Raw genomic sequence first — 13,109 nt, forward strand, 5'->3', positions numbered from 1 at the left:
AGAAGGGCCCTCGGCTTCACGCTGATTGAACTGATGATCGTTGTGGCTGTCATCGCGGTCCTCGCCGCGATTGCGATTCCCAGCTACGCGGAACATGTGCGGACCTCGCGACGCGCGCAGGCCAAGGCAGACCTCGTGGAGTATGCGGCCTTGGCCGAACGGTTCCACACGGTCAACAACACGTACGAGGGGTTCGTGTTCCCGAACGGCGCGCAATCGATCGACTCGCCCCGCGAAGGGGGTACGGCCGCCTACACCATCACTCCGGAGCTCGGCCAGTCTACCTTCGTGTTGACCGCACGCGCGGGTACCGCGCAGTCCAAGGACAAGTGCGGCGATCTCTCTGTCAATCAGGCCAATGTCAAGACGGCCGGAATCACACTGTCCGAGTGCTGGTAGTGCGATAACCGGATGCTGTTGCAAGGGGGGGGGCGGGGTGAGTAGAATACGCCTCCCCGCCCGAATAGCTCAGCCGGTTAGAGCACTTGACTGTTAATCAGGGGGTCGTTGGTTCGAGTCCAACTTCGGGCGCCAGATCAAGCAGAAGCCACGAGAAATCGTGGCTTTTTTGTTGCGGCAAGGCAGGCGGGAGCAGGTGCCACCGTCGTGACGGCGTTCAGCACGGTTTGGGTTTCCGGATGGACTTGGCGCGGGCCCGGCCTCCCCGGTTGATGATGATCTGCCCTTCCTGTGTGCCGTCCAGGCAGAAGGTGATGGTCATGAGGGCGCCTTCGCTGAAGCCGGACGGATGGAAGAACAGCTGCTTTCGTCCCCGTGCGATGCGGGCATGCAGTCCCGCCGCTGGTGCGTACAGGTCGCTGCGCAGGATGCTGGCGGTGGTTGCCGGCGGACCGCCTGCGCGGTGAGCGGTGTAGATGAGCCATCCTCGGCTCCAGTCCTGTGAGCACGTCCGGCCGTCTTCACTGGGGCACACGCCGATCAGCTGCCTTCGTGAGACGGCGGTGAGCCGCGCCATCGACAGGGCCGCATGCAGCTGCTGCCGTACCAGTCGGGCACGCTGTCGACGCACCGCCTCGCCCAGAGCGGGCAGGGTGACGCCGGCCAGCACGATGATGAGGGCGAGCACGGCGCTCAGCTCGAGCAGCGTATAGCCATAGAGTCGAAAACGGCAGGAGGACATGGCGGAACCCTGGAGAGATCGGTCCCACTGTCTCCCGGAGCCCGGCGGCAGACCGTCCGGCGGGCTGGAACGGATTGGTCAGGAATGCCCTCAGCCGATCGTCACCGCCCCCCCCGGTATACTGGCGCGCCCGGGCCCTGGCAGCACCATGAGCGACCGTTTTGAACTCGTTTCGCCCTATTCACCGGCCGGTGACCAGCCGCTGGCGATCGAGAAACTGACCAGCAACTTCGAGGCCGGCATTGCCAAGCAGACCCTGCTCGGCGTGACGGGTTCGGGCAAGACCTACACCATTGCCAATGTGATCGAGCGCGTGCAGAAACCGACGCTGATCATGGCGCCGAACAAGACGCTGGCTGCACAGCTGTACGGCGAGTTCAAGGCGTTCTTCCCCAACAACGCCGTCGAGTATTTCGTCAGTTACTACGATTACTACCAGCCTGAGGCCTATGTGCCGTCGTCGGACACCTTCATCGAGAAGGACAGTTCCATCAACGAGCACATCGAGCAGATGCGCCTGGCGGCCACCAAGACCCTGCTTTCGCGCCCGGACGCACTGGTGGTGGCGACCGTGTCGGCAATCTACGGCCTGGGCGCGCCGGAAGATTACCTGTCGCTGCGCCTGATCCTGTCCAAGGGCGAACGCATCGACCAGCGCGACCTGATCAATCACCTGACCCAGCTGCAGTACACGCGCAACGAGTACGAGCTCGCGCGCGGCACGTTCCGCGTGCGCGGCGAGGTGATCGATGTGTTTCCGGCCGAGTCGGACAGTGAAGCGCTGCGCATCGAGCTGTTCGATGGCGAGGTCGAGAAGATCACGCTGTTCGATCCGCTGACCGGCGAAACCATCCGCAACATGCAGCGCTTCACCGTCTACCCGAAGACCCACTACGCCACCACCCGCGAGCGCGTGTTGGCGGCTGTGGAAACGATCAAAGTGGAACTGAAGGAGCGCCTGGAACAGCTGTATGCGGAGAACAAGCTGGTGGAAGCGCAGCGGTTGGCGCAGCGTACCCAGTTCGATATCGAGATGATGGCCGAGGTGGGGTTCTGCAACGGCATCGAAAACTATTCCCGGCACCTGACCGGCAAGCCGGCCGGTTCGCCTCCCCCGACGCTGTTTGATTATCTGCCGGCCGATGCGCTGCTGGTGATCGACGAGTCACACGTGACCATTCCGCAGATCGGCGCGATGTACAAGGGCGACCGTTCGCGCAAGGAAACGCTGGTCGAGTTCGGGTTCCGCCTGCCATCGGCGCTGGATAACCGGCCGCTGCGTTTCGAGGAGTGGGAGCAGCGCTGCCCGCGCGCGATCTATGTGTCGGCGACCCCGGGACCGTACGAGTACCGTGAGGCCGGTGATGACATGGCCGAGCTGGTGGTGCGTCCCACCGGCCTGATCGATCCGGTGGTGGAGATCCGTCCGGTCGGCACGCAGGTCGATGACCTGATGAGCGAGGCCAACGAACGCATCAAGATGGGTGACCGCGTGCTGGTGACCACGTTGACCAAGCGCATGGCCGAAAACCTCACCGAGTACCTGGGCGAGCACGGCATCCGTGTGCGCTACCTGCACTCGGATATCGACACGGTCGAGCGCGTGGAGATTATCCGCGATCTGCGCCTGGGCAAGTTCGACGTGCTGGTAGGCATCAACCTGCTGCGCGAAGGCCTGGACATGCCCGAGGTTTCGCTGGTGGCCATCCTGGACGCCGACAAGGAAGGGTTCCTGCGTTCCACCGGCTCGCTGATCCAGACCATCGGCCGTGCGGCCCGAAACGTGCGCGGCAAGGCGATCCTCTACGCCGACAAGGTGACGCGCTCGATGCAGGCGGCGATCGACGAAACCGACCGCCGCCGCGAGAAGCAGGTCGAGTTCAATACCGAGCACGGCATCGAGCCGAAGTCCGTGGCCCGGCCGATCGTGGACGTGCTGGAAGGCGCGCGGTCGGATGCCGCCGAGAAGGAGTCGCGCAAGGGACGTGGCAAGGGCAAGGCGGGGCAGGGCGGTGCGGGGGTGGCGGAGGACCCGGCCAGCTACCGTTCGATGACTCCGGCCCAGCTGGCCAGCCGCTTGAAGGCGCTGGAACAGCAGATGTACCAGCACGCCAAGGACCTGGAGTTCGAGGAGGCAGGGCGGATCCGCGACCAGATCCGCGTGCTGAAGGAGGCCAGCCTGGGCTGAGCCGGCGGCCGTGCGGCACGTTGCGAAGTTTCTTCACAAAAGTGTTGCACAAGCGGCGCCTCGTCCGTAATATACGCGGCCTGCCCCGACGCAATCGCAACGCGGCAGGACGCGTGAAACGGGCGGTTAGCTCAGCGGTAGAGCACTACCTTGACATGGTAGGGGTCACAGGTTCGAACCCTGTACCGCCCACCACTTCGAACGAAGTGGAAAGACGAAAAAAGCCAGCCATGCGCTGGCTTTTTTGTTGCCCGGAATCCGGGGTTTGCGTTGCGCGGCGACGTCCTGATCCGCATCGGTGAGGGCGAGCCCGGCGCTGTGCCGACGTCCATTGCTGGCGTCGCGGACAGGTTTACCGCGGTTCCGTTGCAGGGCCACGTCCGCTGCGCTGGGATGAGGTGGCCGGGATTGCCGGCGATGGAGCTATGCGATGCTTTATTTCAACAAGGCCGTCGTGCCGATGCTGTTGGCCGCTGCGCTGCTGGCGGTGACCCAGAGCGCCAGAGCAGGCGAGGATCTGACCACCCGCACGAGAACGATCGTGGTCGATCCCCGATCCGTGGACGGCGCCGCCGTGCGGGCCTGGATTGAACAGAATTCGCCCCATTTTCCGCCACGCCTGCAGGCCGAGCGGCTGGAAGTAAGCAGGACCATGGTTTTCGGGCCGGGTGAGACCCACCGTTCGCCAGGGGACAGCCCGCCCGTTCCCCTTCCCGCAAGCGGTAAGCCAGGCGAGGTGATCAGCTTCAGCAGCGAGCGTTCTGGGGGGATGGAATCCTGGACCTACCGATGGCGGGCGGGTGCGAACGGCGGCGGCAGCTGGACCCTGATCGGCTATACCTTCAAATACTTCGACGAGCAGGCGCGCTGATCGCAGCGCGTCATCTGCTGCGCCTGCCTCAGCCTGCGGCGAACGCCTGCCGCAGGCTGTCGAGCGAATCGCGCCGACACGTCCTTGCGCAGTCCTCGCCCATCTTCAGCTCCTGCAGGCGCAGGCCGACCAGGGTCAACGACAGCGCGTAGCGGGTGTCCGTCTGCTGCCGCGCATCAATGAGCGTACGGCGCGCAAACGCATCCACATGGGCATGGTCCGGCAGCAGGCCGAGGTAAGCCTGCTCGGCGCTGGCCAGATCGGGTGCATCCAGTACGGACAAGGGCGAGTACATCGGGGCGAGCGGGGCGGGCGCTGGGCTGGCCGGGGCGGGGGTGCGGTCCATGGCGTCTTTCGGCTCGGTACAGAAGCAGTGTGGCTAGGGTGACGGCGCAACATTGTCGGAACATTGCCTGCGCGACGCTCGGCTTATCATCGTGGGCCCCGCCGATGGCCCCCGTGTCCCCATGCGCATTCTCCTTGTCGAAGACGATCCCGATCTGTCACGCGCCCTGCAGTCCGGGCTGGAGCGGCAAGGCGTGGTGGCCGATGTGGTCGGCACGCTGGCCGATGCGGCCGCCGCGCTGCGCGAACCGGTCCACCAGCTGCTGCTGCTTGACCGTCAGTTGCCCGATGGCGATGGCGTGCGGTTCGTGGCGGTGGCCCGTGCGCTGCGTCCGAACCTGCCGGTGATCATGCTCACTGCCAAGGGCAGCCTCAGTGACAAAGTGGAGGGGCTGGATGTGGGCGCGGACGATTATCTGGTCAAGCCGGTGGCGATCGAAGAACTGATGGCGCGCATCCGCGCGGTGTCGCGCCGGCCGAGCGAAATCAGCACGCCGATGCTGCAACTGGGCCGGCTGCAGTTCGATTTCCAGGCGCTGCAGGCAGCGGTGGCTGGCCAGCCGTTGGCGTTGCCGCGCCGGCAGCTGCTGGTGCTGCAGGCGCTCGCGGTGCGCCAGGGCCGCACGGTCACCCGCAGCGCACTGGAGGAAGCGGTGTACGGCTTCGACGACGAGATCCAGTCCAACGCCCTGGACGCCCATATTTCAAAGCTGCGCAAAGCGTTGCAACTGGCCGAGGCGGGGGTGGAGATCCACGTCATCCGTGGCGTTGGCTATCTGTTGAGCGAGGCGTGAGCATGCGCACCGAAACCCGCTCGCTGTCGCTGGGCCTGGCATGGCGGGTGTGCCTGGCCCAGGTGTTCACCGTGTTGATCGCAGTGACCGCGCTGATCCTGACCTGGGGTGACCAGGAGTCGGTGAACATGGACATGTTCGTGGCCGAGGACGTGGCGGCCGCGCTGCACCGCGCCGATGGGCGCTTGCAGCTGGATGCCGCGCGCTGGCATGCGCTCGACACCAAGGCCGGCGGCACGCTGTGGTTCGTGGCCGTGGACGAACGCGGCGACCGGCTCAGCGAAGGCCGCGTGCCCGCCGTGCACCGCGAGCTGCTCTCGCGGTTGGCGACGGTGGGTTACAGCGAGCTCGGTTCGCTCACTCCGCCGTATCTCGACGCGGCGCGCGTGGTGGTCAGCAAGAAGGGCGGACAGCGCATCACCGTCATGGTCGGCGGCCTGCCCAGGGCGGGGATGTGGGAGAGCATGCTGGCCGTGCTGCGGCTGATCGGTCCGTGGTTCTTCCTGCCGCTGATCGTGGTGACGCTGCTGGTGATGCCGCTGGTGATCCACCGTGCCATGCGCGGTGTGCGGCGCCTGGCGCAGGAGGCCCGCGGCATGGACATCGCCCGGCCCGGTGCGCGGCTGGACACGCAGCTGGTCAGCAGCGAGGTCGCGCCGCTGGTCGGCGCCTTCAACGACGCCATCGTCAAGGTGCAGGAGGGGTATGCCGCCCGTGACAAATTCCTGGCCGACGCCGCGCACGAGCTGCGCGTGCCGATCGCCGTGGTGCAGGCCCGGCTCTCACAGCTTCCACAGGGCGCACTGAAATCGCAGCTGCTCACCGACGTGGCGCGCCTGGGCAACGTGGCCGAGCACCTGCTCGACCTGCAGCGGCTGGACCGCAGTGTCGACAACCGCACGCCGCTTGACCTGGCCGAACTGGCGCGCAGCGCGGCCGCGGAGCTGGCGCCGCTGGTGATCGGTGCGGGCTACGGCTTTGAAGTGGATGCACCGGAGCAGCCGGTCTGGATCGTCGGTGACGGCATCGCGCTGGGCCGCGTGCTGGCCAACCTGGTGCACAACGCGATTGTGCACGGCGGTGGGCAAGGCACGATCCGTGTCGCACTCGATGCCGATGGGACGCTGGAGGTCAGCGACCAGGGCGATGGCGTACCGGAAAACGACCGCGAGGCGATTTTCGAGCCGTTCCTGCGTCTGCGTGCGGCCGGGTCCGGCAGTGGGCTGGGCCTGCATCTGGTCAAGGAAATCGTGCAGCACCATGGCGGCACGGTGAGTGTGGATGAAGCGCGCGGCGGCGGCGCACGGTTCCGGATCCAGTTCCAGCAGCCCCCGACGCGGCGCTGAGGGGGCGCCCGAGCAGACGGCACGGCGTGCCGGCACTGCTCTGAACGCGCACGGGCTGCCACGGTGGGGGCATGCCTACGCCCACCCCGCAGCCGTCGCCCCCGCCCGCCGATCTGCTTGGCCCGCCCTGTGCCGCCGCGCTGGTGCTCGGGGCGACGGCCTGCGTGCAGCTGCCCGCGCTGCCGGTGCAGGCGGTGGCCTGGGTGGGAATGAGTGCAGGGCTCGCAACGTGGCTGATGCGCTGGCGCCACCGCTGGATGGGACTGCTGCTGGTCGGGCTGTGCTGGACGGCGCTGCACGGTCATTGGGCTCTGCAGCAGCAGTTGCCGGCGGGCAGCGCACCGGTGGACGCCATCGTCAGTGGCACGGTGCTCGATCTTCCCGACCATCAGCCGCACGGCAGCCGCTTCCTGTTCCGCATCGATGATGTGCCGGCACTTCCCGAGGCATTGCGTGGCCGCCGCGTGCAGGTGCATTGGAGTGCGCCCTTCGCCGCTCGCGATGGCGGCATCCGTCGAGCGGGCCACCCGGCCATCGGGCCAGCGGGTGCGCGCCGCTACACGGTGGCAGGGGGCGCGCGCTGGCAGCTTCCCCTGCGCCTGAGGCCACCCCGCAGCCGGATCAATCCCGGTGGGTTTGATGCGGAACGCCATGCGCTGCTGCAGGGCGTGGCCGCGACCGCCAGCGTGCGCGAGGGACCGAACGCGCGGGAACTGGTTCCTCCGCGGGGCATGGCGGCGTGGCGCGAGAAAATGGCGGCAAGGATCGAGGCGGGCGTCGACGCGGGTCTGGCGCGCTTCGTCCGCGCGCTGGCCCTCGGCGACACCCGCGCGCTGCGCGATGCCGACTGGGAACAGCTGCGCGCGCTGGGGCTGACCCACCTCATCGCGATTTCAGGATTCCACGTAGGGCTTGCGGCAGGCGCTGTCGCGCTGCTGGCCGGCCTGCTCTGGCGGTGCTGCAGCCTGTTGCCGCTGTGGCTGCCGCGCCCGACGGCGGCGGCGCTCGCGGCCGCACTCGGCGCGTGCGGCTATGCGGTGGTCGCCGGGCTCGCGCTACCCACGGTCCGCACGGCGTTGATGATCGTGGTGGTCGCGCTGGCGCGCAGTTCACGGCGACGCATCGCGTGGGGCCAGTCGCTGGCGCTGGCAGCGGTGGCGATGCTGGCCGTGGCACCGCTGTCGGTGCTTTCGGCCGGGTTTTGGCTCAGCTTCGGCGGCGTGCTGTGGTTGCTGTGGTGCCTGCCCGGCGGCGACAGCGGTGACGGCGGCACAGGCGGCTGGAAGGGGCTGCTCAAACCCTTCCTCGCGGCACAGGGCGTGGCCAGCGTTGCGCTGCTGCCGCTGGGCGTGAGCCTGTTCGGGCAGGCCTCACGCATCGGGCCGCTGGTCAACCTGCCCATCGTGCCGTGGTGGAGCCTGGTGGTGGTGCCGCTGGCTCTGGCCGGTACCGCGCTGGAGGCGCTGCATGCCGGCGCGGGGCGCTGGCTCTGGCAGCTCGCCGGCTGGACATTCGATCTCAGCTGGCGGGTGGTGCAGCCCATGGCCGAATGGAGCGTGGCGGTCTGGTGGCTGCCGCAGGCACCGCGCTGGGCCCTGCCGCTTGCCCTGGCGGGCGTGTTCTGGTGGCTGCTCCCGCGCGGCCGCGGTGGCGCCCTGGCGGCCCCGCTGCTGTGCCTGCCGCTGCTCTGGCCGGACCGTGCAGCGCCGTCCGCGGGCAGCGTCGAACTGGTGGTCATGGACGTGGGGCAGGGCACGGCGGCGCTGGTGCGCACGCGCCACCACGCGCTGCTCTATGACCTGGGCCCGGGCGGTACCGGCAGCGACAGCGGATCGCGGATCGTGGTGCCCACGCTGCGCGCGCTGGGCATTCCCGCCCCGCAGCGGGTGATGCTCAGCCACGGTGACGCCGACCACGCCGGCGGCCTGCCCGGCGTGCGCGCGGCGTGGCCGACGGTGCCGGTGTGGGCCCCGGCCGGCTCGGGCGTGGCCGGGGCGCAGCGCTGCCATCGCGGTCAGCGCTGGGACTGGGACGGGGTGAGTTTCGAAGTGCTGCAGCCGGCGCCGGGGCATTCGCTGCGTGGCAACGAGGGCAGCTGTGTGCTGCGCGTGGCCACCGCCCACGGGGCGCTGCTGCTTGCCGGCGACATCGGTCATGCCACCGAGGCCCGGATGCTGCGCGCCAGCGCGGACAGTGAAGCACTTGGCGCGCTGGCCGTGCTCGTGCCGCATCACGGCAGCGCCGGGTCCTCCAGTGCTGCCTGGGTAGCGGCGGTGTCACCGCAGCTGGCGCTGGTCTCCGCCGGGCACCGCAACCGCTTCCGTCATCCGCGCCCGGAGGTGGTCCGGCGTTGGCAGGCCGCGGGTGCCGAGGTGGTCGGCACGGCCGAGTCCGGTGCGCTGCGGGTGTGGCTCGGCGCTGACGGTCTGCAGCTGCGCGAGGAGCGCATGCACGCGCGCCGTTGGTGGGATGCTGCGGGCCGGGCGCGGGCGGCTGCTATCCTAGTGCCGGACTGACAGTGGGCCGCGAGGCCGGAGGGTTGAAACGTGTGGGAACTGGTCAAGGCCGGTGGCTGGCCGATGGTGCCGCTGCTGCTGTTGGGGGTGCTGGCTTTGGCGATCGTCCTGGAGCGTTTCTGGTCCCTGCGCCGCAATGAGGTGCTGCCGCCCGGGCTCGGGCAGGAAGTGCGCAACTGGGCGGCGCGCGGCAAGCTGGACCCGGCCCACCTGGCCACGCTGCGGGCCAATTCGCCACTGGGCGCGCTGCTGGCCGCGGCACTGGAAGCGCGCAACCGTCCGCGCGACCAGATCCGTGAGCGCATCGAGGACACCGGCCGGCATCTGGTGCACCGCATGGAGCGCTTCCTCAACGCGCTCGGCACCATCGCCTCGGCCGGGCCGCTGCTGGGCCTGCTGGGCACCGTGGTCGGCATGATCCAGATGTTCCTCGGCATCCTCGATCACGGCATCGGCGATGTGAACCAGCTTGCCGGTGGTATCGGCAAGGCGCTGGTGTGCACCGCGGCCGGCATGATCGTGGCGATTCCCGCGCTGATGTTCCACCGCTTCTTCAAGGGCCGCATCAACGGCTACGTCATCGACATGGAGCAGGAGGCCACGGCCCTGCTGGATGCGCTCGACAGCCGTCCCAGCGTGACCACCGGCGCGGGGCGTCCGGCTGCGGCAGCCCCCGCTGCTTCGCCGGCCAGGGGCTGAGCGATGCGCATCCGCAACGACCGTGCCGGCGATGAGCCGCACATCGACCTGGTGCCGCTGATCGACGTCATCCTCGTGCTGATCATCTTCTTCGTGGTCACCACGACCTTCGATGCGCGCTCCACGCTGCAGGTGCAGCTGCCGCAGGCGAGCCAGCAGGCCAACGCCGAGCCGCCGCGCGCGCTGAGCATCCTGGTCAATGCCGACGGACGTTACTTCGTCAACGACCAGCAAGTGCTGCGCACCGATGTCGAGTCGGTCAAGCAGACCATCGCCGCCGTGGCCGGTGCGGACCGTGAGCAGACCGTCCTGCTGCGTGCCGACGCCCGCACGCCGTACCAGGCCGTGGTCACCGCGCAGGATGCGCTGGGCCAGCTGGGCTTCCGCCGTATCGCCATCGCAACCGCTCCCGAGGTGCGTCCATGAAAGCTGCACACGCGCCTACCTGGCCGATCTACAAACGACTGCTCGGCTATACCCGCACGTACTGGGTCTTCCTTGTCGCGGCGATCATCGCGATGGTGGTCGAAGCGCTGGCCGGCTATGCGTTCACCCGCTTGATGGAGCCGCTGGTCAACCGCGGTTTCGTCAACCCGGAACCGCGCATGGCGGTGATCCTGCCGGTCACCATCCTCGGCCTGTTCCTGATGCGCAGCCTGGCCACGCTGGTCAGCGACTACGCCCTCGCGCGCACCGGCCGCAGCGTGGTGCGCGACCTGCGTGAGCAGGTGCTGGAAAAGTACCTGCACCTGCCTTCGGCGCATTTCGATACCGAAGCCACGCCGGTGATGGTCAGCCGCCTCAACTTCGACACCGAGCAGGTCACCCAGGCCAGCGCGGACGCCCTGAAGACGCTCGTCGCCGACACGCTGACCATCATCGCGATGCTGGTGGTGATGCTGCAGATGAGCGTCAAGGTCACCCTGGCGATGCTGGTGGTGGTGCCGCTGATCGGTCTGATCGTGTCCTACGTGGGCAAGCGTTACCGCCGCATCAGCCGCGGCATCCAGGATGGCATGGGCACCATGGCCGCCACGGCCGAGCAATCGCTCGCCGCACAGCAGGAAGTCAAGGTGCACGGCACCCAGCAGCTGGAGATCGAGCGGTATTCGCGGCTCGCCAACCGCATGCTTGGACTGAACATGAAGGTGGAGACCACGCGCGCGTTCGCCTCCAGCACGGTGCAGTTCCTGGCGGCGCTGGCGCTGGCGGTGATCGTGTGGGTGGCCACGCGCGAGGCCCTCGTCGGGCGGCTCAACGCGGGCCAGTTCATGGGCCTGATGACCTCGATGATGGCGATCATCCCCTCGCTGCGCCGGCTGACCAGCGTGCAGACCTCGATCTCGCGCGGCGTGGCCGCAGCCGAGCGCCTGTTCTCCATCCTCGACATGCCGGTGGAACGTGACCAGGGCAAACGCCGGGTCGAGCGCGTGCGCGGGGAGCTGGCCTTCGACCACGTCATGCTGCGGTACCGCGAAGACGCGGGCGTCGCACTGGATGACATCAGTTTCGTCGCCCGGCCCGGCACGGTGACGGCGGTGGTTGGGCGCTCGGGCAGCGGCAAAACCAGCCTGATCCGGCTGGTGCCGCGCTTCTATGAACCCAACGGGGGCCGCATCACCCTTGATGGCGTGGCGCTGGATGACTACCCGCTCGCCGATCTGCGCCGGCAGGTGGCGATGGTCGGGCAGAAAGTGGTGCTGTTCGATGACACCATCGCCGCCAACATCGCCTACGGCATGCAGGCCAGCGATGCGCAGGTGCGCGCCGCCGCCGAAGCCGCCAACGCCTGGGAGTTCATCGAGCGCCTGCCGGACCAGCTGCAGACGCGGGTGGGCGAGAACGGGGCGCTGCTGTCCGGTGGCCAGCGCCAGCGCCTGGCGATCGCCCGCGCGATCCTGCGCGATGCCCCGGTCCTGATCCTGGACGAGGCCACCGCCGCGCTCGACAACGAATCCGAGCGGCTGGTGCAGGACGCCCTGCAGCGCCTGATGCCCGACCGCACGACGCTGGTCATCGCACACCGCCTGTCCACGATCGAACATGCCGACCAGGTGCTGGTGATGGACCAGGGCCGCATCGTCGAGCGCGGCACGCATGCCGAACTGCTGGCGCTGGGGGGGCTCTACGAGCGCCTGTACAACATGCAGTTCCGCGAAAGGCAGGCTTGATGTCCGGCAACGCAAAACAGACACCGGCCTACTGGTACGACGGCTCGGCCATCCCGTTCGGCTTGCGCCTGCTGAGCCCGCTGTATGCCGGCGTGACCGCACTGCGTCGCCGGCTGTACCGGCGTGGCTGGTTCAAGCGCCACAGCCTGTCGGTGCCGGTGATCGTGGTGGGCAACATCACCGCCGGCGGCACCGGCAAGACGCCATTGACGATCGCCCTGGTGGAGAAGCTGCGTGCGGCCGGCTGGAAGCCCGGCGTGGCCAGCCGTGGCTACGGGCGCGCACAGGCCGACACCGCGCGCTGGGTGCAGGCCGATACGCCGCCCGCGCTCGGCGGCGATGAGCCGGTGCTGATCGCCTGGAAGACCGGCGTTCCGGTGCGGGTGGACGCCGACCGCGTTGCGGCGGGCAAGGCCCTGATCGAAGCCGGCTGTGATGTGGTCATCTGCGATGACGGCCTGCAGCATTACCGGCTGGCGCGCGATATCGAGATCGAGGTCGTCGACGCCGCGCGTCGCTACGGCAACGGCCTGCTGCTGCCGGCCGGTCCGTTGCGCGAGCCGGTCGAGCGCGCGCAGGAGTGCGATTTCCGCGTGGTGAACCAGGGCGCGGCAAGCGCCGACGACGTGATGGACTGCGGCTTCGGGCAGTGGGCGATGCGTCTGCGCATCAACACCGCGCAGCCGCTGGCCGGGGGGCGCAGCCGATCGCTGGCGACCTTCGCCGGCCAGCGTGTGCATGCCGTGGCCGGGATCGCGCACCCGCAGCGCTTCTTCGGGATGCTGCGTGCCGCTGGCATCGGCGTCGTTCCGCATGCGTTCGCCGACCACCATGCCTACCAGGCGCAGGACCTGCGCTTTGGCAGCGAACTGCCGGTGCTGATGACCGAAAAGGACGCGGTGAAGTGCCGCGCATTCGTCAACGACTGGCATTTCTCCGTCCCCCTGCAGGCCGATCTGCCTGCCGCCTTCTGGGTCGCGTTGACCGACCGGCTGGCCAAGCTGCGCGGCCGCTGAGCCCGCCGTCCCCCTGCCTCTG

Annotated in this window: 13 protein-coding genes and 2 tRNA genes; 12 read left to right on the forward strand and 3 right to left on the reverse strand. The window is 68.4% G+C overall.

From position 1 onward, the window contains the following. Positions 1-33: 33 nt before the first annotated feature. Positions 34-399 carry a type IV pilin protein gene (locus FHY09_RS10030; RefSeq protein ID WP_456362789.1) on the forward strand — a complete coding sequence of 122 codons (366 nt, stop codon included), beginning with the start codon at positions 34-36 and terminating at the stop codon, positions 397-399. Positions 400-457: 58 nt separating this feature from the next. Further along, positions 458-534, forward strand: a tRNA-Asn gene (locus FHY09_RS10035). Between the two features lie 82 nt (positions 535-616). On the opposite strand, the gene FHY09_RS10040 is transcribed toward FHY09_RS10035, so the two are convergent. Continuing rightward, entirely contained in the window at positions 617-1,141 is a 525-nt protein-coding gene (locus FHY09_RS10040) for a GspH/FimT family pseudopilin (protein WP_166926744.1), read from the reverse strand. A 148-nt stretch (positions 1,142-1,289) separates the two neighbouring features. Between FHY09_RS10040 and uvrB the strand changes: the two genes are divergently transcribed. Next, complete coding sequence (gene uvrB / locus FHY09_RS10045; RefSeq protein ID WP_166926745.1) at positions 1,290-3,329, forward strand: excinuclease ABC subunit UvrB; 2,040 nt, start codon at positions 1,290-1,292, stop codon at positions 3,327-3,329. 120 nt (positions 3,330-3,449) lie between these two features. Then, positions 3,450-3,524 (forward strand) — tRNA-Val (locus FHY09_RS10050). Here FHY09_RS10050 and FHY09_RS10055 read toward each other — a convergent pair. Next, complete coding sequence (locus FHY09_RS10055) at positions 3,495-3,707, reverse strand: hypothetical protein (RefSeq protein ID WP_166926746.1); 213 nt, start codon at positions 3,705-3,707, stop codon at positions 3,495-3,497. The genes FHY09_RS10050 and FHY09_RS10055 overlap by 30 nt on opposite strands. Positions 3,708-3,759: 52 nt before the next feature. Here FHY09_RS10055 and FHY09_RS10060 point away from each other — a divergent pair, with 52 nt between their 5' ends. Next, positions 3,760-4,200, forward strand: coding sequence for a hypothetical protein (locus tag FHY09_RS10060; RefSeq protein WP_166926747.1), 441 nt, complete (start codon positions 3,760-3,762; stop codon positions 4,198-4,200). Positions 4,201-4,228: 28 nt separating this feature from the next. On the opposite strand, the gene FHY09_RS10065 is transcribed toward FHY09_RS10060, so the two are convergent. After that, complete coding sequence (locus FHY09_RS10065) at positions 4,229-4,546, reverse strand: hypothetical protein (protein ID WP_456362772.1); 318 nt, start codon at positions 4,544-4,546, stop codon at positions 4,229-4,231. Between the two features lie 121 nt (positions 4,547-4,667). On the opposite strand from FHY09_RS10065, the gene FHY09_RS10070 reads away from it, so the two are divergent. From FHY09_RS10070 to lpxK, 7 genes are all read left to right on the forward strand, one after another. Further along, complete coding sequence (locus FHY09_RS10070) at positions 4,668-5,339, forward strand: response regulator transcription factor (RefSeq protein WP_166926748.1); 672 nt, start codon at positions 4,668-4,670, stop codon at positions 5,337-5,339. A gap of 2 nt (positions 5,340-5,341) precedes the next feature. Then, positions 5,342-6,685 (forward strand): sensor histidine kinase, encoded by a 1,344-nt coding sequence (locus FHY09_RS10075; RefSeq protein WP_166926749.1) that lies wholly within the window; start codon positions 5,342-5,344, stop codon positions 6,683-6,685. Positions 6,686-6,756: 71 nt separating this feature from the next. Continuing rightward, entirely contained in the window at positions 6,757-9,201 is a 2,445-nt protein-coding gene (locus tag FHY09_RS10080) for a DNA internalization-related competence protein ComEC/Rec2 (RefSeq protein WP_166926750.1), read from the forward strand. A gap of 30 nt (positions 9,202-9,231) precedes the next feature. Continuing rightward, positions 9,232-9,900: a MotA/TolQ/ExbB proton channel family protein gene (locus tag FHY09_RS10085; protein WP_166926751.1), complete on the forward strand. Its 669-nt coding sequence runs from the start codon at positions 9,232-9,234 to the stop codon at positions 9,898-9,900. Between the two features lie 3 nt (positions 9,901-9,903). Further along, positions 9,904-10,326, forward strand: a complete 423-nt coding sequence (locus tag FHY09_RS10090; RefSeq protein ID WP_166926752.1) for an ExbD/TolR family protein — start codon at positions 9,904-9,906, stop codon at positions 10,324-10,326. Next, positions 10,323-12,071, forward strand: a complete 1,749-nt coding sequence (gene msbA, locus FHY09_RS10095) for a lipid A export permease/ATP-binding protein MsbA (protein WP_166926753.1) — start codon at positions 10,323-10,325, stop codon at positions 12,069-12,071. Before FHY09_RS10090 ends, msbA begins: the two co-directional genes overlap by 4 nt. Further along, the gene (lpxK, locus tag FHY09_RS10100; RefSeq protein WP_166926754.1) at positions 12,071-13,087 is read left to right on the forward strand and encodes a tetraacyldisaccharide 4'-kinase; all 1,017 of its coding nucleotides are present in this window, start codon (positions 12,071-12,073) and stop codon (positions 13,085-13,087) included. The genes msbA and lpxK overlap by 1 nt, the downstream gene beginning before the upstream one ends. Positions 13,088-13,109 lie beyond the last annotated feature (22 nt).

Source organism: Xanthomonas sp. 60 (assembly GCF_011761925.1).

What these genes read in the sequence shown, in the direction of transcription:
- FHY09_RS10030 (WP_456362789.1), top strand. Translation starts at nt 34, where the DNA reads ATGATCGTTGTGGCTGTCATCGCGGTCCTCGCCGCGATTGCGATTCCC.
- FHY09_RS10040 (WP_166926744.1), bottom strand. Translation starts at nt 1,141, where the DNA reads ATGTCCTCCTGCCGTTTTCGACTCTATGGCTATACGCTGCTCGAGCTG.
- uvrB (WP_166926745.1), top strand. Translation starts at nt 1,290, where the DNA reads ATGAGCGACCGTTTTGAACTCGTTTCGCCCTATTCACCGGCCGGTGAC.
- FHY09_RS10060 (WP_166926747.1), top strand. Translation starts at nt 3,760, where the DNA reads ATGCTTTATTTCAACAAGGCCGTCGTGCCGATGCTGTTGGCCGCTGCG.
- FHY09_RS10065 (WP_456362772.1), bottom strand. Translation starts at nt 4,546, where the DNA reads ATGGACCGCACCCCCGCCCCGGCCAGCCCAGCGCCCGCCCCGCTCGCC.
- FHY09_RS10070 (WP_166926748.1), top strand. Translation starts at nt 4,668, where the DNA reads ATGCGCATTCTCCTTGTCGAAGACGATCCCGATCTGTCACGCGCCCTG.
- FHY09_RS10075 (WP_166926749.1), top strand. Translation starts at nt 5,342, where the DNA reads ATGCGCACCGAAACCCGCTCGCTGTCGCTGGGCCTGGCATGGCGGGTG.
- FHY09_RS10080 (WP_166926750.1), top strand. Translation starts at nt 6,757, where the DNA reads ATGCCTACGCCCACCCCGCAGCCGTCGCCCCCGCCCGCCGATCTGCTT.
- FHY09_RS10090 (WP_166926752.1), top strand. Translation starts at nt 9,904, where the DNA reads ATGCGCATCCGCAACGACCGTGCCGGCGATGAGCCGCACATCGACCTG.
- msbA (WP_166926753.1), top strand. Translation starts at nt 10,323, where the DNA reads ATGAAAGCTGCACACGCGCCTACCTGGCCGATCTACAAACGACTGCTC.
- lpxK (WP_166926754.1), top strand. Translation starts at nt 12,071, where the DNA reads ATGTCCGGCAACGCAAAACAGACACCGGCCTACTGGTACGACGGCTCG.